Origin of the sequence: Ottowia oryzae (genome assembly GCF_003008535.1) — a bacterium.
In the GTDB taxonomy this organism is placed as follows: Bacteria; Pseudomonadota; Gammaproteobacteria; order Burkholderiales; family Burkholderiaceae_C; genus Ottowia; species Ottowia oryzae.
This window is the reverse complement of record NZ_CP027666.1, coordinates 1,673,119-1,692,789: the sequence shown is the minus strand read 5'-3', so window position 1 is coordinate 1,692,789 and position 19,671 is coordinate 1,673,119. Positions and strand designations below refer to the sequence as shown.

At 66.2% G+C, this 19,671-nt stretch carries 17 protein-coding genes; 13 read left to right on the top strand and 4 right to left on the bottom strand.

Going from position 1 to position 19,671, the window contains the following annotated elements:
* Positions 1–2 precede the first annotated feature (2 nt).
* The 6 genes from C6570_RS07900 (at position 3) to C6570_RS07875 (ending at position 6,281) form a co-directional block, all read left to right on the top strand.
* Positions 3–2,021, top strand: coding sequence for a bifunctional 3-phosphoshikimate 1-carboxyvinyltransferase/cytidylate kinase (locus C6570_RS07900; protein ID WP_106702725.1), 2,019 nt, complete (start codon positions 3–5; stop codon positions 2,019–2,021).
* Positions 2,022–2,222: 201 nt separating this feature from the next.
* Positions 2,223–3,902: a 30S ribosomal protein S1 gene (rpsA, locus tag C6570_RS07895; RefSeq protein WP_106702724.1), complete on the top strand. Its 1,680-nt coding sequence runs from the start codon at positions 2,223–2,225 to the stop codon at positions 3,900–3,902.
* 51 nt (positions 3,903–3,953) lie between these two features.
* Positions 3,954–4,268 carry an integration host factor subunit beta gene (locus C6570_RS07890; RefSeq protein WP_106702723.1) on the top strand — a complete coding sequence of 105 codons (315 nt, stop codon included), beginning with the start codon at positions 3,954–3,956 and terminating at the stop codon, positions 4,266–4,268.
* A gap of 64 nt (positions 4,269–4,332) precedes the next feature.
* Positions 4,333–4,635: a lipopolysaccharide assembly protein LapA domain-containing protein gene (locus tag C6570_RS07885; RefSeq protein WP_106702722.1), complete on the top strand. Its 303-nt coding sequence runs from the start codon at positions 4,333–4,335 to the stop codon at positions 4,633–4,635.
* Positions 4,625–5,785 (top strand): lipopolysaccharide assembly protein LapB, encoded by a 1,161-nt coding sequence (gene lapB, locus C6570_RS07880; protein WP_106702721.1) that lies wholly within the window; start codon positions 4,625–4,627, stop codon positions 5,783–5,785. The genes C6570_RS07885 and lapB overlap by 11 nt, the downstream gene beginning before the upstream one ends.
* A 100-nt stretch (positions 5,786–5,885) precedes the next feature.
* A complete protein-coding gene (locus C6570_RS07875) occupies positions 5,886–6,281 on the top strand; it encodes a ComEA family DNA-binding protein (RefSeq protein ID WP_106702720.1) in 396 nt (131 codons plus the stop codon).
* Between the two features lie 98 nt (positions 6,282–6,379).
* On the opposite strand, the gene C6570_RS07870 is transcribed toward C6570_RS07875, so the two are convergent.
* Both C6570_RS07870 and C6570_RS07865 read right to left on the bottom strand, forming a co-directional pair.
* Positions 6,380–10,072 carry a hydantoinase B/oxoprolinase family protein gene (locus C6570_RS07870; protein ID WP_106702719.1) on the bottom strand — a complete coding sequence of 1,231 codons (3,693 nt, stop codon included), beginning with the start codon at positions 10,070–10,072 and terminating at the stop codon, positions 6,380–6,382.
* Positions 10,073–10,139: 67 nt separating this feature from the next.
* Positions 10,140–10,673, bottom strand: a complete 534-nt coding sequence (locus tag C6570_RS07865) for a winged helix DNA-binding protein (RefSeq protein WP_106702718.1) — start codon at positions 10,671–10,673, stop codon at positions 10,140–10,142.
* A 208-nt stretch (positions 10,674–10,881) separates the two neighbouring features.
* Here C6570_RS07865 and C6570_RS07860 point away from each other — a divergent pair, with 208 nt between their 5' ends.
* The 5 genes from C6570_RS07860 (at position 10,882) to crcB (ending at position 15,311) form a co-directional block, all read left to right on the top strand.
* Positions 10,882–11,862, top strand: a complete 981-nt coding sequence (locus C6570_RS07860) for a TRAP transporter substrate-binding protein (RefSeq protein WP_106704582.1) — start codon at positions 10,882–10,884, stop codon at positions 11,860–11,862.
* A gap of 84 nt (positions 11,863–11,946) precedes the next feature.
* A complete protein-coding gene (locus C6570_RS07855; protein WP_106702717.1) occupies positions 11,947–12,480 on the top strand; it encodes a TRAP transporter small permease in 534 nt (177 codons plus the stop codon).
* Positions 12,481–12,500: 20 nt separating this feature from the next.
* Positions 12,501–13,814, top strand: coding sequence for a TRAP transporter large permease (locus C6570_RS07850; protein WP_106702716.1), 1,314 nt, complete (start codon positions 12,501–12,503; stop codon positions 13,812–13,814).
* 48 nt (positions 13,815–13,862) lie between these two features.
* Positions 13,863–14,900, top strand: a complete 1,038-nt coding sequence (locus C6570_RS07845; protein ID WP_106702715.1) for a recombination-associated protein RdgC — start codon at positions 13,863–13,865, stop codon at positions 14,898–14,900.
* 24 nt (positions 14,901–14,924) lie between these two features.
* On the top strand, positions 14,925–15,311 hold the full coding sequence (gene crcB, locus C6570_RS07840) for a fluoride efflux transporter CrcB (protein WP_106702714.1): 387 nt from the start codon (positions 14,925–14,927) through the stop codon (positions 15,309–15,311).
* Positions 15,312–15,590: 279 nt separating this feature from the next.
* Here crcB and C6570_RS07835 read toward each other — a convergent pair whose 3' ends face one another.
* Positions 15,591–16,367, bottom strand: a complete 777-nt coding sequence (locus tag C6570_RS07835; RefSeq protein ID WP_106702713.1) for a TOBE domain-containing protein — start codon at positions 16,365–16,367, stop codon at positions 15,591–15,593.
* Positions 16,368–16,425: 58 nt separating this feature from the next.
* Positions 16,426–17,400: an NHL repeat-containing protein gene (locus C6570_RS07830; protein WP_106702712.1), complete on the bottom strand. Its 975-nt coding sequence runs from the start codon at positions 17,398–17,400 to the stop codon at positions 16,426–16,428.
* Between the two features lie 307 nt (positions 17,401–17,707).
* Here C6570_RS07830 and C6570_RS07825 point away from each other — a divergent pair, with 307 nt between their 5' ends.
* Entirely contained in the window at positions 17,708–18,703 is a 996-nt protein-coding gene (locus tag C6570_RS07825; RefSeq protein ID WP_245896352.1) for a methanobactin export MATE transporter MbnM, read from the top strand.
* 91 nt (positions 18,704–18,794) lie between these two features.
* Positions 18,795–19,568, top strand: a complete 774-nt coding sequence (gene modA / locus C6570_RS07820; RefSeq protein ID WP_106702711.1) for a molybdate ABC transporter substrate-binding protein — start codon at positions 18,795–18,797, stop codon at positions 19,566–19,568.
* Positions 19,569–19,671 lie beyond the last annotated feature (103 nt).

The following is a 19,671-nucleotide window of genomic DNA, read 5'->3' as shown; positions in this document are numbered from 1 at the left end:
CCGTGTTCGATACCGAATTTCTCGACATCCCTGCCCTGCGCGGCGTTCACGGTGCAGTGCGCCTGCCGGGCTCCAAGAGCATTTCCAACCGGGTCTTGCTGCTGGCCGCGCTGTGCGAAGGGCAGACCACGGTGCACGACCTGCTCGATTCGGACGACACCCGTGTCATGCTCGACGCCTTGCGCGCGCTGGGCTGCGGCGTGCAGGTGGACGGTACCCGCGCCGTGATCGACGGGTTGGGCGGCCGCGCGCGCCAGCCTGCCGCCGACCTGTTCCTGGGCAACGCGGGCACCGCCATGCGCCCGCTGACCGCTGCTTTGGCCGTTCTGGGCGGCGACTACCAGCTGCGCGGCATCCCACGCATGCATGAGCGGCCCATCGGCGACCTGGTCGACGCGTTGCAGGCGCTGGGCTGCACCGTCGACTACCTGGGCACGCCCGGCTACCCGCCGCTGCGCATCGGCCAGCCCCAGTTGCGACTGGACCAGCCCATCGCCGTGCGCGGCGACGTGTCCAGCCAGTTCCTCACCGCCTTGCTGCTGGCGCTGCCGCTGGCGGCCGGCCAGCCGGGGGCGCAAGACATCGTCATCGACGTGGTGGGCGAGCTGATCTCGCAGCCCTACGTCGAAATCACCCTGCAGCTGCTGGCGCGCTTTGGCGTACGCGTGCAGCGCCAGGGCTGGTCGCGCTTCACCATTCCCAGCGGCAGCCACTACCAATCGCCTGGCGCCATCCATGTCGAGGCCGACGCCTCTTCTGCTAGCTATTTCATAGCTGCCGGCGCACTATCCGAGCGCGCTGAAGGCCAAAATGGCTTGCAAATCGATGGCGTAGGCGAAGACAGCATCCAAGGCGACATCCGCTTTGTCGACGCCGCCCGCCTGATGGGCGCCGACATCGTCAGCGGCCCCAATTGGCTGCGCGTGCGTCGCGGTGCGTGGCCGCTCAAGGCAATCGATCTGGACTGCAACCACATTCCCGACGCCGCCATGACGCTGGCCGCCATGGCGCTGTACGCCGACGGCCCGAGCACGCTGCGCAACATCGCGTCCTGGCGCGTCAAGGAAACCGACCGCATCGCCGCCATGGCCACCGAACTGCGCAAGCTGGGCGCCACGGTGGAAGAAGGCGCCGATTACATCCGCATCACGCCGCCCGACCCGGTGACCGGCTGGCGCGCGGCCTCGCTGCACACCTACGACGACCACCGCATGGCCATGTGCGGTTCGCTGGCCGCCTTCAACGCGGCCTGCCTGCCCGTGCGCATCGAAGACCCGCGCTGCGTCGGCAAGACCTACCCCGACTATTTCGAGGCGCTGTTCGCCGTGGCCGAAGCCTCGGTGCCCGTCCCGGTCATCTGCGTGGACGGCCCCACGGCATCGGGCAAAGGCACCCTGGCGTCTGAGATCGCCCATCGCCTGGGCTACCACTACCTGGATTCCGGCGCGCTGTACCGCCTGACCGGCCTGGCCGCTCGCCAGGCAGGGCTGGAGCCCGAGGCCGTTAACGAAGCTGAGATCGCCGACCTGGCGCGGGCGCTGCCGGTGCGCTTTGGGCCCGGGCGCGTGTGGCTGGCGGGCGCCGAGGTGACGGACGCTATCCGCACCGAAGCAGCGGGCATGGATGCTTCGCGCGTTTCGGCCTTTCCCAGCGTGCGTGAGGCGCTATTGAAACTGCAGCATGAATTCGCACGCCTGCCCGGCCTCGTGGCCGACGGGCGCGACATGGGCACGCAAGTCTTCCCCTTCGCGCCGCTCAAGGTCTTTCTGACCGCAGGCGCTGCCCAACGCGCCGAGCGGCGCCATAAGCAATTGATTTCCAAGGGGATTTCTGCTAACATCGCCAGCCTTCGCGCGGACCTGCAAGCGCGCGACGCGCGCGATACCCATCGCGCGGCGTCGCCCCTCAAGGCCGCGCAAGACGCCCTGCTGCTGGACAACTCGCAACTGTCGGTCGATGAATCGGTTGAACAGGTGCTTGCATGGTGGCAGGCGCGGCAGCCATTTCAAGCTTCGGCCTGAAACGCTCCGCAGCCAAGGTCGCAGGCCATGCCTGTCGGCCTTTTTCCGCTCCGGCTGACCTCCCTCCGCGCGTCGCATGCGCACCGGGTCAGGCGGTTGTTCAACCTTAACCTGCGGCCCTTTGGCCGTCACCTTCCGACCACAGTCTTAGAAACGATAGCAATAGTGCGGTCGTCAACCTGTGTGCGGACAAGGAATTTCATGTCTGAATCTTTTGCCCAGTTGTTTGAAGAGTCCCTGCAGCGCACCGAAATGCGCCCGGGCGAAGTGATCACTGCCGAAGTCGTGCGCGTTGAGCACAACTTTGTCGTGGTGAACGCCGGTCTCAAGTCCGAGGCCTACATTCCAATCGAAGAATTCAAGAACGACCAAGGCGGCGTGGAAGTCGAGCCCGGTCAGTTCGTGCCGGTGGCCATTGGCTCCATCGAAAACGGCTACGGCGACACCATCCTCAGCCGCGACACCGCCAAGCGCCTGGCCTCTTGGCTGGCGCTGGAAAAAGCCCTGGAATCGGGCGACTTCGTCACCGGCACGACCGCTGGCAAAGTCAAGGGCGGCCTGACGGTGCTGGTCAACGGTATCCGCGCCTTCCTGCCTGGCTCGCTGGTGGACACGCGTCCCACCAAAGACCTGTCTCCGTACGAAAACAAGACGATGGAGTTCAAGGTCATCAAGCTGGACCGCAAGCGCAACAACGTGGTGCTGAGCCGCCGCGCTGTGGTCGAAGCCTCGATGGGCGAAGAACGCGCCAAGCTGATGGAAACGCTGAAAGAAGGCGCCATCGTCAACGGCGTGGTCAAGAACATCACCGAATACGGTGCGTTCGTGGACCTGGGTGGCATCGACGGCCTGCTGCACATCACCGACATGGCATGGCGCCGCGTGCGTCACCCGTCGGAAGTGGTGCAGACCGGCCAGGAAATCCAGGCCAAGATCCTCAAGTTCGACACCGAGAAAAACCGCGTTTCGCTGGGTCTCAAGCAGATGGGCGACGACCCATGGCTGGGCGTGTCGCGCCGCTACCCCTCGGGCACGCGCATGTTCGGCAAGGTCACGAACATTGCCGACTACGGCGCGTTCGTCGAGCTGGAGCCCGGTATCGAAGGCTTGGTGCACGTCTCTGAAATGGACTGGACCAACAAGAACGTGGCCCCCAGCAAGATCGTGTCGCTGGGCGACGAAGTCGAAGTCATGGTCCTTGAGATCGACGAAGACAAGCGCCGCATCAGCCTGGGCATGAAGCAAACCCGCGCCAACCCCTGGCAAGAGTTCGCCCAAAACACCAAGCGTGGCGACCACGTCAAGGGCCCGATCAAGTCGATCACCGACTTCGGCGTGTTCGTGGGCCTGGCTGCCGGTATCGACGGCCTGGTGCACTTGTCTGACCTGTCCTGGAACGAGCCCGGCGAAGCCGCCGTGCGCAACTACAAGAAGGGCCAGGAAGTTGAAGCCATCGTGCTGGCCGTCGACGTGGACCGCGAGCGCATCAGCCTGGGCATCAAGCAGCTGGACCAAGACCCGTTCACCACGTTCGTGACTGTGAACGACAAGGGCCAGACCGTGACCGGTACCGTGAAGACGGTGGACGCCCGTGGCGCCGAGATCGATCTGGGCCACGACGTGCTGGGCTACCTGCGCGCCTCCGAGATCAGCCGCGACCGCGTGGACGACGCCAGCCAAGTGCTGAAGGTCGGCGACGAGGTGAATGCCGTGGTGGTCAACGTGGACCGCAAAACGCGCAACATCCAGCTGTCGATCAAAGCCAAGGACGCTGCCGACCAGCAGGAAGCCATGGCCAGCCTGAACCAGAACACCGGCACCGCCGGCACGACCAGCCTGGGCGCCCTGCTGCGCGCCAAGCTGGACAACAACGAGAAGTAAGCACTTGAGGCCTTGCACGACCGCGCCCGCCCGGGCCGGTCGTGATCTCGCATGACACGATCTGATCTGGTGGAATTGCTGGCCGAACGGTTCAGCCAACTCACACACAAAGACGCCGACGCCGCCGTCAAAACCATTCTGGATGCGATGGCAGACGCCCTGGTGCGCGGCCACCGGATCGAGATCCGTGGCTTCGGCAGCTTTGCGATCAATCGCCGCCCCCCGCGCATGGGCCGCAACCCGCGCACGGGTGCGAGTGTGCCAATTCCGGAACGGCGCGTACCGCATTTCAAGCCAGGCAAGGCCTTGCGCGAAGCGGTAGGCAGCCAGCCCGTCGATCTACCGGCATCTTCGAGCACGAGGTGACGGCAGCCGAATCGGCCTTCCGATAGAAACTCACTAGAATCTTCCCGAACCTTGTGGAAGACGCATGTACAAGCTCACGCGGCTGCTGAAGTGGATACTGAAGGCAGCCATTTTTTTTGCGCTTTTCGCTTTCGCGCTCAACAACCAACAGGATGCCACCGTGCATCTGCTGTTTGGGCACCAATGGCGTGCGCCGATGATGCTGATCGTGCTGGTCGCCTTTGCGGCGGGGCTGGTCGTCGGCGTGATGGGCATGCTGCCCGGTTGGTGGGCCCGCCGCCGCACTTCTGCGCACCCGCCCGCCGAGCGCGGCTCTGGCATGGCGCCCCTGGACGACACCTTGATTCCCCCGCGCCATGGAGTTTGATCTCAGCTGGCTTCTTCTGGGCGTACCGATCGTTTTCGCGCTCGGCTGGCTGGCTTCCCGGCTCGACCTGCGGCAGCTGCGAATCGAGAACCGCCAGGCACCCAAGGCCTATTTCAAGGGTTTGAACTACCTGCTCAATGAGCAGCAGGATCAAGCCATTGACGCGTTCATCGAGGCGGTGCAGCGCGACCCGGACACCACCGAGCTGCACTTCGCGCTGGGCAACCTGTTTCGTCGCCGCGGCGAATACGAGCGCGCCGTGCGCGTGCACGAGCACCTGTTGTCACGCGCTGACCTTCCCGTTGCCGACCGTGAACGCGCGCAGCACGCTTTGGCACTCGACTTTCTCAAGGCCGGCCTGCTCGACCGCGCTGAAGAAGCGCTGCGCAAGCTCGACGGCACCCGCTACCAGGAGCAGGCATGGCTGACGCTGCTTTCCCTGTACGAGCGCGCCCGCGACTGGCCGCAGGCGACCGAAGTGGCCGTCAAGCTGGAGCGCATGCAGCAAGGCGACTTTACCCATCGTCTGTCGCACTACCTTTGCGAGCAGGCGGCCACCGCCTTGACCAAGCGACAGGACGTGGCCCAAGCCGAGCAGCTGCTGCAGCAAGCCATCCAGCAGGCGCCGACGGCGGCGCGCCCGCGCATTCAGCTCGCAGGCACCTTGGTCGGCCAGGGCGATGTGGGCGGTGCTTTCGAGCGGCTGACCGAGTTGGAACGCCACGCCCCGCAGGCGCTGCCGCTGGTGGCCAGCGAAATGGTGCGCATCGCCCAGCAGATTGGTCAGCTCGGCCGCGCCCGAGAAGTGCTGCAGCGCAGCTACACCGGCCACCCGTCGGTGGACATCGCGGACGCACTGGTTCAGGCCGACGTGGCCGATGGCATGCCCTTGCGGGATGCGCGCGAAGGGTACGTTCGCCACATGGCGGTGGAGCCTTCCTTGATCGCCGCGTCGCGCTGGCTGAGCCAGGAGCCGTTTGCGCAGGATGGCGCGCACACGGTGGTGCAGCGCTCGGTCGAAGAAGCCGTGCGCCCTTTGGCACGCTACCGCTGCGCGGCGTGCGGCTTTGAAGCGCAGGGCTACTTCTGGCAGTGTCCAGGCTGCCAGGCTTGGGACAGCTTTCCACCCCGGCGCATCGAAGAACTCTGATTCAGGGGGTGCGCGGCGGCGCGGGCGCCGCTAGACTGTCTTTGCGGCGCGAACCGGGCCAGCCGGCCCAAGGCGTGCCGCCCTTTCGGAGGGAGACACCATGTTGAAGAAATTGCTGACCGCCCTGGCCATGTTTTACGCGGCCATGTCCTTTGCCGCCGTGGATGTGAATACGGCCAACGCGGCCGACCTCGACAGCGTGAAAGGCATCGGCCCCGCCATGTCCACGCGCATTCTGGATGAGCGAAAGAAAGGCCCCTTCAAGGACTGGAGCGACCTGATCGCCAGGGTCAAAGGGGTTGGCGGCAAGAGCGCCGCCAAACTGTCTACCGGCGGCCTGACGGTCAACGGAGCGGCGTACTCCGCAGCCGCACCAGCCCCTGCACCGAACGCCAAGCCCGCGAAAGGCGCGGCCGCCACGGACGCAGGCAAAGCCGCTCCGCCAGCGCCCCTGGCTGCCACCGGTGCCAAGCCGGCCGCGCCTGCCAAGCCCTGAGTAAGCTGAGCAGCCCACGGTCACGCGCCGTGACCGCTTGGGTCATGCTGATTTAGCCACTGAACGAGCGACCATGCGTCGCTCGTTTTCTTGGGGCCTCAGGCGCTGCCGAATCCGCCACCACCGGGCGTATGGATCTCGAAGATATCGCCTGGCTGCATCTCCACGCTGCCGATATGCTCCAGGGCCAGCTCGGCCCCGTCGGCGCGCACCACGCGGTTGACGCCAACCGCGCCCTCCGCGCCGCCCGCCATGCCAAACGCGCCACGCACGCGCCCGTTGCTCAGGATGCTGGCGGTCATGGGCTGCAAAAAGCGCACGCGCCGCACCCCGCCATCGCCACCGTCCCAACGCCCCTGCCCGCCGGAGCCGTGGCGAATGGCGTAGCTTTCCAGCCGAACCGGAAAGCGCCATTCCAGCACTTCAGGATCGGTCATGCGCGAATTGGTCATGTGGGTCTGCACCACGCTGGTTCCCGGAAAGCCCCCCACCAGCTTTCCTTGGGCATCAAACACCCCGCCAGCGCCCGACCCGCCTGAAATCGTCTCGTAATATTGATAGCGCTCATTGCCGAAGGTGAAGTTGTTCACCGTGCACTGGCTGGCGCCCATCAAGCCCAGCGCGCCGATGATCGCGTTGGTGATGCAGGTGGATGTTTCCACGTTGCCCGCCACGACGCTGGCCGGTGGGTTGGGGCGCAGCATCGACCCTTCGGGAATCACCACCTCGATCGGCTTCAGGCAGCCCGCGTTCAGCGGAATGTCGTCGTCCACCAGCATGCGGAACACGTACAGCACCGCCGCCATGCACACCGCCGTGGGCGCGTTGAAGTTGTTGAGCTGCTGCGGCGACGTACCGGTGAAATCCACCTTGGCCGAGCGGGCCGCGCCGTCGATCGTCACGGTGACGTGAATCTGCGCACCGTTGTCCAGGGGCAGCGTGAAGCTGCCGCCCTGCATCCGCGCCGCCAGTTGCGTGATGGCGCGCCGCACCGATTCCTCGGCGTTGTCCTGCACGTGCCGCATGTAGGCCTGAACCACTGGCAGGCCGAACTGCTGCGCCATCTTGCGCAGCTCTTGCACGCCCTTTTCGTTGGCGGCAATCTGCGCCTTCAGGTCGGCCATGTTCTGCGCCGGGTTGCGGCTGGGGAATTCGCCACTGGCCAGCAGATCGAGCATGTCCTGCTCGCGCAGCGTGCCGCGGTCCACCAGCTTCACGTTGTTGATCTGCACGCCCTCTTCTTCGATGCGCGTAGAGAACGGCGGCATCGACCCCGGCGATATGCCACCAATGTCGGCATGGTGCCCGCGCGAGCCCACGTAGAAGATGGGCGGCTCGGCCTCGTCCAGGTACACCGGCGTGATCACCGTGACGTCCGGCAAATGCGTGCCGCCGTGGTAGGGATCGTTCAGCACGTATACGTCGCCGGGCTGCATGCGGCCCGCATTCTGGTGAATCACGGTCTTGATGCTTTCGCCCATCGACCCGAGGTGCACCGGCATGTGCGGCGCGTTGGCGATCAGGTTGCCCTCGGCGTCGAACAGCGCGCAGCTGAAGTCCAGACGTTCCTTGATGTTGACCGAGTACGCCGTGTTCTGCAGCTGCAAGCCCATCTGCTCGGCGATGTTCATGAACAGGTTGTTGAACACCTCCAGCAGAACCGGGTCCACCGTGGTGCCGGCGGCGTATTGCGCGGCACGATCCATCACGCGGTCCAGCAGGATGTGATCGTGCTCGGTCAGGCGCGCGCGCCAGCCCGGCTCGACCACCGTCGTCGCATTCTGCTCGGCGATGATGGCTGGCCCGTCGATGGCATCGCCAGGCAGCAGGTCTTCACGCACGTAGAGGCGAGCGTCGTGCCAGCCGGCTTGGCCATCGGTGCCGCCGGTGTACATGCGCACGGTGTCGCGCGGTGCAGCGGTGCGGCCTTCGCGCACCGCATGCGTGCGCTCGGTCGGCGCGTCACCCGCCACCACGGCTTCGACCGACACGGCTTCCACCACCAACGCCTTGCCTTGCATCAGAAAGGCAAAGCGCTGCCGATACGCGGCCTCGAACGCTCGCACGATGTCGTGCATGGCCTCTTCGTCGCTCAGTTGGCCGCCGTGCAGGTGCGGAAAGGGCACGATCAGCGCCGAGTCGGTGCCGTCGTAGCGCACGTGCACGCGGCGCAGCACGCGGATGTCGCCCCGGCTGACCTGTTGGCGCTCCAGCTCCTTCTGCGCCGCCAGCGCCAGCTCGGCCAGCCGGTCGCGCAGCTCTGGCATGTGTTCGGGCGTCAGCGGCAGCTCCACCGCCGATTCGCGCATCACGTTCTGATCGGCCAGGCCCATGCCGTAGGCCGACAGCACCCCCGCCAAGGGGTGCACCAGCACGCGCGACACGCCCAGCGCATCGGCCACCAGGCAGGCGTGCTGCCCGCCCGCCCCGCCAAAGCACTGCAAGGTGTAGCGCGTCACGTCGTAGCCGCGTGCCACGCTGATCTTCTTGATGGCATTGGCCATCTGCTGCACCGCAATCTGGATGAAGCCATGCGCCACGTCCTCGGCCGCGCGGCCCGTGGGCTGCGCGATGTGTGTGAACTTTTCGCGCACCACATCACCGTCCAGCGATTCGTCGGCGCGCGGCCCGAACACCTTTGGGAAGTAGGCAGGCTGCACCTTGCCCACCATCACGTTCGCGTCGGTCACGGCCAAAGGGCCGCCGCGCCGGTAGCTGGCCGGGCCGGGGTTGGCGCCGGCGCTTTCGGGGCCGACGCGAAAGCGAGAGCCGTCAAACTGCAGGATCGACCCGCCGCCCGCCGCGACGGTGTGAATGCTCATCATCGGCGCGCGCATGCGCACGCCCGCCACCTGGGTTTCAAACTCGCGCTCGAACTGGCCCGCGTAGTGGCTCACGTCGGTGGACGTGCCACCCATGTCAAAGCCGATCACCTTCGGCTGCCCGGCGATCTCTGCGGTGCGCGCCATGCCCACGATGCCGCCGGCCGGCCCGGACAGGATTGCGTCCTTGCCCTGAAAGGCGTGCGCGTCCGTCAGGCCGCCGGACGACTGCATGAAGAACAGCTTCACGCCCGGCATCTCGGCCGCCACCTGGTCCACATAGCGGCGCAGGATGGGCGACAGGTATGCATCCACCACCGTGGTGTCGCCCCGGCTGACGAACTTCATCATCGGGCTGGTCTGGTGGCTGGTGCTGACCTGCGTGAAGCCGATCTCGCGCGCCAGCTCGGCCGCTACTTTTTCGTGCGCCACGTACCGATAGCCGTGCATGAAGACGATGGCCACGCTGCGCAGGCCACGCTGGTATTGCGCCAGCAGATCTTCGCGCAGGCGCTCGCGGTCCAGCGGCGTGACGACCTTGCCCTGCGCATCCATGCGCTCGGCCGCCTCCACCACCGCGCTGTACAGCAGCTCGGGCAGCACGATGTGGCGGTCAAACAGGCGCGGCCGGTTCTGGTAAGCGATGCGCAGCCCATCGCGAAAGCCCTGCGTGGTGACCAGCAGTGTGGGCTCGCCCTTGCGCTCCAGCAGCGCGTTGGTGGCCACCGTGGTGCCCATCTTCACGCACTCGACCAACTCGGGCGTCACCGGCTCGCCGGGCGCCAGGCCCAGCAGGTGGCGAATGCCCGCCACGGCGGCATCCTTGTACTGCTCAGGGTTTTCCGACAGCAGCTTGTGCGTGACGATGCTGCCGTCCGGCCGCTTGGCCACGATGTCGGTGAACGTGCCGCCGCGGTCGATCCAGAACTGCCAGCGGCGGTTTGCAGGGGAAGTGGATGTTTCAGTCATGGCATTCGACAATCTGAACCAAAAAGACCTCTGGCGCAGGCGCAACAAGCGCCGAGAGCTACCATTTTCATAGTGATGACGCAGCGCGCGCCGCCTGGTCGTACAAGCCCGACATGTTGCGCAACAGGCGCGCCTGCTCGCCCAGCGCGGGGTTGATCTTGCCGTCCAGGCTATCCACCAAGCAGCTTTCGCGCACCGCGCGGTAGCGCTGCACGGCAGCCTCGCCCTCCGGCGTGGGTTTGTAGAACACGTCCTTGCCCTGCTTGTCGGTGCACAGCAGCTCCGCGGCGACCAGCTTTTTCAGCGCGTAGGCCACCACGTGCGTGTCCTCGTAGTTGAGTACGAAGCAGATGTCGGCCAGCTTCTTGTGCCGGCCCCGGTGGTTGACGTGGTGCAGCACCAGCACGTCGGTGACCGTCACATCCGGCACGCCGGCAGCGGCCATGCAGCGCACGAGCCAGCGGCTGAATGCATTCCAGGCCACGATCAGGCCGAACTCGAACTCCGACGCCTCCACGCTGCGCGGCGATACGAGGTGCGACGAAGAAACGATGCCCGCGTCCGGCCCCTTCTTGGTGCGCTGCGTCGGTTTGGTGCTCATCAGGGATTACCCGAAAGTGACGTGAAAGTGTTGAGAATTTATTGACACTTTATCGAATGAATTTCTAGACTTCAAGCGCCCTTACGAGGGGAAAGCAGCTTGCGTGCCTGCTCCGGCGTTGGCGTTTTCACCAGCGCCGAAGCAACCAGGCACGACCTATGCTTTCAGCCTACCTATCCAGATTCCATTGCGAGGAGCACTCACCATGATGAAGCGACGCACGACCCTGACCGCGGCGGTCGGTCTCTGCCTTGGCGCGCTGGCGCTGACCGTGAACGCACAGACCAAGTGGGATCTGCCCACCGCCTATCCGCCGGCGAATTACCACACCGAGAACATCGTGCAGTTCGCGAAGGACGTGGACGCGGCCACGGCGGGCAAACTGAAGATCACCGTGCACGCCAACGCCTCGCTGTTCAAGGCGCCCGAGATCAAGCGCGCTGTGCAAAGCGGCCAGGCGCAGGCCGGCGAGATTCTGCTGGCCAACTTCGCCAACGAGAACCCGATCTATGCGCTGGACGGTGTGCCCTTCCTGGCCACAACCTATGCCGAGTCGCAGAAGCTGTACAACGTGTCCAAGCCCGCCATGGACAAGCTGCTGGCCGCGCAAGGCATGAAGGTGCTGTTCATGGTGCCGTGGGCGCCCCAGGGCATCTACATCAAGAAGGAAATCAGTGCCGGTGCTGATCTGAAGGGCGTGAAATGGCGCGCCTACAGCCCGGCCACCGCCCGCATCGCCGACCTGGTGGGCGCGCAGCCTGTGCAGATCCAGCAGGCTGAGCTGAGCGCCGCCATGGCGACGGGCGCGGTCGAGGCGTACATGAGTTCGGGCTCCACCGGCTACGACACCAAGACCTACGAGAGCATCAAGAACTTCTACGACACGCAGGCCTGGATCCCCAAGAACGCGGTGCTGGTCAACGCCAAGGCCTTTGATGCGCTGGACCCAGCGTCGAAAGACGCCGTACTCAAAGCCGCGGCCGCCGCCGAGGCCCGCGGCTGGAAAGTCGCCCAGGAGAAGAACGAGGAATACAAAAAACTGTTGGCCGAGCGCGGCATGAAGATCCACAAGCCATCGCCCAAGCTGGAGGCCGACATGCGCCAGGTGGGCTCGACCATGCAGGCCGACTGGCTGAAGCTGGCGGGCGCTGACGGCGCGGCCATCGTGGACGCTTACAAGAAGAAATAAGCCATTGGGCGCGCTGTGCGGCCAAGGCGCATCCAGCGCCTGGCCTGCAGCGCGGCTTGCAGCAGCTTCACCTGGGCCTACACAATGCGGCGCTTTCTCGACCGACTCTACGATGGCGCGGGCGCTTTAGGCGGCCTGTGCGTCTTTCTGATCTTCGTGCTGATGATCTGGGCAGGCGTGGGCCGGCAGATGAATTGGCGCGTAAGCGGCATCAACGACATCGTTGCGTGGCTGTGCGCAGCGGGTTCGTTCTTCGCGATGGCCCACGCGTTTCGCCACGGCGACTTCGTGCGGGTGACCCTGTTCATGGAAAAGCTGTCGCCCGGTATGCGCCGCGCTCTGGAAGTGGTCTGCCTATCCATTGGCGTGATCTGCGTGGGCTACCTGACGTGGTGGGCCACCAGCTTTACCTGGGAAAGCTACGAGTTCAAAGAGATGGCCACCGGCCTGGTGGTCATCCCGATCTGGATCCCGCAAAGCACCTTTGCGATCGGCTGCTGGCTCTTGCTCATTGCGCTGATCGACGAGCTGGTCGGCGTGCTGTGCGGGCACACGCCCAGCTACCAGCGCGCCGTGGAAGAACGGCACGCCGCGGGTGACTTCTCTTCCGACATCTAACGCAACCACGCCCCATCACCATGACCGAAACCCTGCTCATGGGCGCGATGCTGCTCGGCATCATGCTGTTGCTACTGGCTGCCGGCGTCTGGATCGCCATGACGCTGGCCATCGTTGGCTGGATCGGCCAGGCGTTCTTCACCAATACGCTGCCTGGCAAGAACCTGTTCTCGGCCTTCTGGGAAAGTACCGCCAGCTGGGAGTTGGCAGCGCTTCCGCTGTTCATCTGGATGGGCGAGATCCTTTTCAGAACCCGGTTGTCCGAAGAGATGTTCGAAGGCCTGCGACCGTGGCTCAACCGCGTGCCCGGTCGCCTGATGCACACCACCATCCTGGGCTGCGGGGTGTTCGGCTCGGTGTCGGGCTCGTCGGCCGCTACCTGCGCCACCATCTCCAAGGTGGCACTGCCCGAGCTGAAACGGCGCGGCTACAACGAGAAACTGGCCATCGGCTCGTTGGCGACCGCCGGTACCCTCGGCATTCTGATTCCGCCCTCGATCACCATGGTGGTGTACGCGGTGGCGGCGGATACGTCCATCATCCGCATCTTCCTGGCGGGCTTTCTCCCCGGGCTGTTGCTGATGGTGCTGTTTTCCGGCTACATCGGCTGGTGGAGCCTGCGCCACCCCGACCAGGTGCCGCCCCCAGACGCCCCCACCACCTTCGTGGAAAAGCTCAAGCTGTCGGGCAACCTGATCCCGTGTGCGCTGCTGATTGTCTTCATCGTGTGGGTGCTGGTCGCCGGCTGGGCCACCGCCACCGAATGCGCGGCCTTTGGGGTGCTGGGTTCGCTGGCCATCGCAGCCTGGGGCCGCAGCCTGACGTGGCAAGCGTTCAAGGATGGCCTGATGGGCGCCACGCGCACCAGCTGCATGATCATGTTCATCCTGGCGGGCGCGGCTTTCCTGACCAAGACGATGGCATTCACCGGCATTCCGCGCGAACTGGCCGAATGGGTGGACAGCCTGCACCTGTCGCCCTACGCGCTGATCTCTGCGCTGGTGCTGGTGTACATCGTGCTGGGCACTGCGTTGGACGGCATCAGCATGATCGTGCTCACCAGCGCGGTGGTGCTGCCCATGGTGCAGAAGGCGGGGTTCGACCTGGTGTGGTTCGGCATCTTCGTCGTGCTGCTGGTCGAGATTGCCGAAGTCACGCCACCCGTGGGGTTTAACCTGTTCGTGCTTCAGAACATGACGGGCAAGGACAGCACGCTGATCGCCAAGGCCGCCATCCCGTTTTTCCTGTGCCTGGTGCTGTGCATCGTGCTGATCACCGTCTTCCCGGAGATCGTCACCTGGCTGCCGGATGAGCTGATGGGCAAAAAGCGCTGACGCACCTGCTTGCATGCCGCGGCGCCTACTCACCTACAATCCGGCGCCGTGTTCAAGAACCTCATGATTTACCGCATCGGCCCGGATTGGCCGACCTCCGCCGAGAGCCTGGAGGCCGCGCTGGCCGCCGAGCCCTTTGCCGAATGCAGTGCCACGCAGCAGCGTTCCACCGGTTGGGTGCCGCCGCGCGGCGAAGACCACGGCGCGCTGGTGGAAGTGGTGGACGGGCAGTGGATTGCCCGCTTCGTGATCGAAACCAAGTCCGTGCCCGGCGACGCCGTGCGCCGCCGCACCGAAGAAGCGGTCGCCGAGATCGAAAAGACCACCGGCCGCAAGCCCGGTAAGAAAGAAGTGCGCGACCTGCGCGACGACGCCCTGCAGGCGCTGCTGCCGCAGGCCTTTCCGCGCCGCGGCCAGGTTACCGCGTGGATCGACCCGGAACGCCGCTGGCTGGTGCTGGACACCGGCGCGCAAGGCAAGGCCGACGAGCTGATCACCAGCCTGGTGCGCGTGGCGGGCAAGGGCTTTGAGGTGCGCCTGCTGCACACCCAGGAAACACCCCAGGCCGTGATGGCCGCGTGGCTGGCCGCCGAATCGGCCGAAGCGCTGCCCGACGCCTTTCATGTCGAGCGCGAATGCGAACTGAAAGGCAGCGGCGACGAGCCGGCCGTGGTGAAGTTCACCCGCCACGATCTGGCCACCGAAGAAGTGCGCCAGCACATCGCCGAGGGCAAGCTGCCCACCAAGCTGGCACTGGGCTGGCAAGGCCGCGTGGGCTTCATGCTGACGCAGGCGCTGCAGCTCAAGAAGATCACGTTCCAGGAAGGCGTGTTCGAAGAACAGGCCGGCGCCAAGGACGACGACCGCTTTGATGCCGACGTGGCCCTGGCCACGGGCGAGCTGGGCGGCCTGATCGACGACCTGATCGAAGCGCTGGGCGGTGAAGCCGACCCCACCGCCTTCCCCACCCCGCCAAGCGGCGACGCGGCCGTGGCCACCACCACGCCCACCACTACCCCGATCACTGCGGGCGGCCATGTTGCCAGCGGGGCGACCGCCGCCCCCGACGACGACCCGCCGTTCTGATCGGCACTACCCCACCGCTGACCCATGCACGCCGTCATCGCCATCTGCCTGGGTGCCTGCGCTGGCGCGCTGTTGCGCTGGCAGCTGGGCTTGTGGCTGAACCACGCCGGCGCCTGGATGCCCTGGGGCACGCTGGCGGCCAACCTCGTGGGCGGCTATCTGGTGGGTCTGGTGATCGGCGCGCTGCAGCAGCTGCCAGAGCTTGACCCGGCGTGGCGCCTGCTGCTGGTCACGGGCTTTCTGGGCGGGTTGACGACCTTTTCCAGCTTCAGCGCCGAGGTGGTCGAGATGCTGGTGAACGGGCGCGCGCTGGAGGCGCTGGGCACCATGACCGCGCACCTGGGCGGCTCATTCCTTCTGACTTGGTTGGGTCTGCAGACTGCTACGTTTTTGATATCTGTCCGCGCTTGATACGCCTGCGCTGCGGGGCAGTTCGGCTTGAAGCGCAAACCTAGTTGGGCAAGCGCAGCGTGCGCCGCGCGCCGTCTATTCCCCACGCCGAAGCGAGCACTGCTGCAAATCAGGACGGCCCTGAAAGGGCGGACGCGCAAAGCCATGCGCAAAGGCTGACCGTTGTTCGCATCGCGCGCTCCGTGCATGGGCACCACGCACCGCACCGCACCACAACTTTATTTTTCATAGCAGCCAGCGCAAGCCACATGGGCGCTGGCGGCCGTTCTGGCTTGAAATCTACGAAGCCAGCGCAATCACCACCGCCGACTCGTCCAGCGCGGCCACCACCCGGCTGCCGGTGCGCAGGCGATGCGGCCGCGCCGCAAAGCCGGTCAGCTGCAAGCCGCTGCCGAGCGTCACCACGGCTTCGTCGCGCTGCACGCCGCGCGACAGGCGCTCGATCTTGCCCGCCAGTTGGTTGACCACCTCGGCGCCCTCCTTCCGGCGCGCGCCCTCATCGGCGGTGGGCGCCGTCACGCGCACCGCCGTGGCCTTGCACAGCGCCAGCACCGGCAGTTCGGGCGCCAGGCCCAGCAGTTCGGCGCTTTCGCGCGTGATCATCGACACCAGCTGGCTGCCGTCGGCCAGGGCCAGCACAGCGCGCACCATCGGGTCGCGGGCGCCATCGCTTTCCAGGCGCGCCACGCGGCACGGCAGCAGGTTGCGCATGCTCGTGCGCGGCCCGGCCAGCGCGGTGGATGAAGGCTCGTTGAAGCGGTCCAGCACGTCGCGGCGGGCCGCATCCATCTGGTGCGCAGCGTCCAGCAGGCGCTCGCCGGCGGGCGTCAGCCGCGCGCCACCGCCGCCGCTGCCACCCACGGCGCTGTCCACCAACGGGGTGCCCGCCAGGTTGGTCAGCGTGTGGATCGCCTGCCAGGCCGCCTTGTAGCTGATGCCCGCCGCACGCGCGGCTTGCGATATGGAGCCGTGCAGCCCTACCAGCTGCAGGATGTGCAGGCGCTTGTCGGCCTGGGCGTAGCCAAGGTGGTGGGCAGACAGGGCGCGCTGATTCATGCGCGCGATTGTGGCGCAAGCCCGCGTGCGCACCGCCTCGCGCAGCGGGCGCGCCGCCTCAGTCCAGCGGCACGATGCGGATCGACGATGGCCCGTCCGCCTGCACGGCGCCCACGGCGGCGAAGAGGCGGCGGTTGGCGTTGTCCACGGCCACGCCGCGGATGCCCGGCCAGCCCGTCGCCAGGGCCTTGAAGCCGCCTTGGCTGTCTACTGCGTAGAGCGAGCCGGTGCCGGTGCCAAAGTACAGCGTGCCGTCTGCGCCGGAAGTCATCAGGTCCAGGCTGTCGGCTGAGGTGAACTGGGCGACCAAGCGCCCTTCGGCGGCGGTGCTGGGCTGCGTGCGGATCGCCGCCAGCGAGTAGGCCAAGATCTTGCCGCTGCCTTGGTCGGACACGATGACCTGGTCGCCCCGCACCACCAAGCCCGCGGGCTTGCTCAAGCCCGTGATCAGGTCGCGCTCGCTGGCCTGTGTGCCGGTGCCCAGCGTGATCTCACTGATTACCCCGCTGGGGCCGGAGCCGCCACCGCGAAACCACCCCGTCAGCAGCTTGCCGTCCGCCGTCGGCGTCAGCGGCAGGCGCCGGCGGTCGCCCGCCAGACCCGTCAGGTTGTAAGGCTGGCCCGCAGCGGGCGCCGCCACCACCGTGCCGTAGCTGCCGAAGCCGAAGCGCGTGACGTACAGCTTGCCGTCACCAGCGCGTGTCAGCTGGCCCAGCGTGGGGCGCTGCTCGGCCTGCATGGCGGGCAGCGGGTAGGCCACGGTGAATTGGTCCTTGCCGTCCCACACCTTGATGGCGTTGGCAGCCACGTCGTCATCGGTCAGGTACAGCTTGGCGGCGCTGGCGTCCCAATACAGGCCGTGGAGCTTGGTCTGCACTTCGATCGTGGTGGGCCCACGGTCCACGTCGTCGTCGCCGCTGCCACCGCACGCCGCCAGCGTGAAGAAGCCGAGCGATGCCACGAGCGCGGCACAGATTCGCTGGGCCCAGCGGGTGCGCCGGGGCGCAGAAACGAACGGGGTGGTGATATGCATCAGAGTGCCTCTTGTTGGAATGGTTGGACAATGGCGAACGCTTCGCTATTCTAGATATGAATAGCGATTGACGCATCTACCTATTGGCCACCCACGAAGGAACTGCCCGGTGAACCCCTCCACATCCATCGCGCGCGCGGCGGCGCTGCCCTGTCTTGCGATTTGGCTGGCCAGCGCTTGCGGCGGTGGGGGCGATGCGGGCAGCGACCCAGGCGCCACTGCGCCGCCTGCCCCTGTCGGGCCAACGCAGTGGGTCTGGGTGTTGCCCGCCGGTTTCGCGCCACCGGTCGTGCCGGCGGACAACCCGATGAACGCCACCAAGGTGCAACTGGGGCGCCAGCTTTTCTACGACACGCGCCTGTCGGTCAACAACACGCTGGCGTGCGCCGGCTGCCACGCGCCCAGCCTGGCATTTGCCGACGGGCGCACGGTGGCGCGCGGGGCGACAGGGCAGAGCCACCCCCGCAACGCGCCAGGCCTGATCAACGTCGCCTACCAGGCCACGCTCGACTGGGCGAACCCGGCACCGCGCACGCTGGAGCAGCAGATGCACACGCCGCTGTTCGGCCAATCGCCCATTGAGCTGGGCGTCAACGATGCCAACCGCGACGCCATTCGCCAGCGCCTGGCGGACGACGCGAGCTACCCCGCCCAGTTCACCAGCGCCTTCCCCAACGAGGCAGAACCGCTTCAGTGGGACAACGTGATCAAAGCCATCGCGGCTTTCCAGCGCACGCTGATCTCGGCATCCAGCCGGTACGACCAGGCACGCGCGGGCGCCATCTCGCTGGCCGACAACGAGCAGCGCGGCCAGGCGCTGTTCTTCGGCACGCGCGGCAGCGCCCAATGCGTGCAGTGCCACGGCGGCCCCAACCTGGGCGGCGGCGCGTTCGCCAGCACGTCAGGCACCACCGGCGCGCCGGGTTTCTACAACATCGGCCTGTTCAACATCGGCGGCACAGGCGCTTATCCGGCGCGCAATCGGGGTTTGTTCGAGACCACCGGCCTGCCGCAAGACATGGGCAAGTTCCGCGCGCCCAGCCTGCGCAACGTGGCGCTCACGGCGCCCTACCTGCACGACGGAAGCGCGGACACGCTTGAAAGCGTGGTCGCCCTGCACGCTGCGGGCGGGCGCGTGCTCGGCCCGGGCCCCTACGCGGGTGACGGGCGCAGCAATCCGTTCAAGGACCCGCTGATCGACCAGATTCGCCTGAGTGCGCAAGACCAGTCAGACCTGGTCGCCTTTCTTCGCACGCTGACCGACGAGGCCGCGCTCACGCGGGCAGATTTCTCCGCACCATGACGCGGTGCACCGGCTGATACACTCGCTATTACGTTTTTGAATAACGTGCTGCCCCAATGGTGGCAACACGCCCTTTCTGAAGGAGCCCGCCATGTCTCACCGCCCCGCTGCCCGCTTGATCCAACGCCTGCTGACCCTGGCCGCCGCGTGCGCCGCATCGGTCGCCGTGCATGCCGAAACGGTGAACATTGCCGTGGCCGCCAACTTCACCGAGCCGGCCAAGGCACTGGCAGCGGTGTTTCAAAAGACGACCGGGCACACCGCGCAACTGTCGTTTGGCGCCACCGGCGCGTTCTATTCGCAGATCAAGAACGGCGCTCCGTTTGACGTGCTGATGGCCGCCGATGATGAGCGCCCACAGCGCCTGGAGAAAGAAGGCGATACGGTGCCCGGCTCGCGCTTCACGTACGCCACAGGGCAGTTGGTGCTGTGGTCGGCCAAGCCCGGCTACGTGGACGACAAGGGCGCCGTGCTGAAGGCCAACCAGTTCAACAAGCTGGCCGTGGCCAACCCCAAGAACGCGCCCTACGGCGCCGCCGCCATGCAGGCGCTGGACAAGCTGGGCCTGACGGCAGCGGTGCAACCCAAGCTGGTGACGGGCGAAAGCATTGGCCAGACGTACAACTTCATCGCCACCGGCAACGCCGATCTGGGCTTTGTCGCCCTGTCGCAGGTACTGGATGCGGGCAAGCTCAAAGGCGGCTCGATGTGGGTGGTGCCGGCGCAGCTTCACACGCCCATCGTGCAGGACGCCGTGATCCTCAAGCGCGCCGCGGGCAACCCCGCCGCCACGGCCTGGATGGCGCTGATGCAAACGCCCAAGACCAAGGAATTCATCCGCACGTACGGCTACGCGGTGAAGTAAGCGGCGCGTTCACCAGATCACTTCTTAAGTCAAACAGGCTGCTGGCGCTGGCGGATCCTGCGCCAGCAGCTATCATTAGGCGAGCATGACTACCCGATCACCA

What these genes read in the sequence shown, in the direction of transcription:
- rpsA (WP_106702724.1), top strand. Translation starts at nt 2,223, where the DNA reads ATGTCTGAATCTTTTGCCCAGTTGTTTGAAGAGTCCCTGCAGCGCACC.
- C6570_RS07890 (WP_106702723.1), top strand. Translation starts at nt 3,954, where the DNA reads ATGACACGATCTGATCTGGTGGAATTGCTGGCCGAACGGTTCAGCCAA.
- C6570_RS07885 (WP_106702722.1), top strand. Translation starts at nt 4,333, where the DNA reads ATGTACAAGCTCACGCGGCTGCTGAAGTGGATACTGAAGGCAGCCATT.
- lapB (WP_106702721.1), top strand. Translation starts at nt 4,625, where the DNA reads ATGGAGTTTGATCTCAGCTGGCTTCTTCTGGGCGTACCGATCGTTTTC.
- C6570_RS07875 (WP_106702720.1), top strand. Translation starts at nt 5,886, where the DNA reads ATGTTGAAGAAATTGCTGACCGCCCTGGCCATGTTTTACGCGGCCATG.
- C6570_RS07870 (WP_106702719.1), bottom strand. Translation starts at nt 10,072, where the DNA reads ATGACTGAAACATCCACTTCCCCTGCAAACCGCCGCTGGCAGTTCTGG.
- C6570_RS07865 (WP_106702718.1), bottom strand. Translation starts at nt 10,673, where the DNA reads ATGAGCACCAAACCGACGCAGCGCACCAAGAAGGGGCCGGACGCGGGC.
- C6570_RS07860 (WP_106704582.1), top strand. Translation starts at nt 10,882, where the DNA reads ATGAAGCGACGCACGACCCTGACCGCGGCGGTCGGTCTCTGCCTTGGC.
- C6570_RS07855 (WP_106702717.1), top strand. Translation starts at nt 11,947, where the DNA reads ATGCGGCGCTTTCTCGACCGACTCTACGATGGCGCGGGCGCTTTAGGC.
- C6570_RS07850 (WP_106702716.1), top strand. Translation starts at nt 12,501, where the DNA reads ATGACCGAAACCCTGCTCATGGGCGCGATGCTGCTCGGCATCATGCTG.
- crcB (WP_106702714.1), top strand. Translation starts at nt 14,925, where the DNA reads ATGCACGCCGTCATCGCCATCTGCCTGGGTGCCTGCGCTGGCGCGCTG.
- C6570_RS07835 (WP_106702713.1), bottom strand. Translation starts at nt 16,367, where the DNA reads ATGAATCAGCGCGCCCTGTCTGCCCACCACCTTGGCTACGCCCAGGCC.
- C6570_RS07830 (WP_106702712.1), bottom strand. Translation starts at nt 17,400, where the DNA reads ATGCATATCACCACCCCGTTCGTTTCTGCGCCCCGGCGCACCCGCTGG.
- C6570_RS07825 (WP_245896352.1), top strand. Translation starts at nt 17,708, where the DNA reads ATGAACGCCACCAAGGTGCAACTGGGGCGCCAGCTTTTCTACGACACG.
- modA (WP_106702711.1), top strand. Translation starts at nt 18,795, where the DNA reads ATGTCTCACCGCCCCGCTGCCCGCTTGATCCAACGCCTGCTGACCCTG.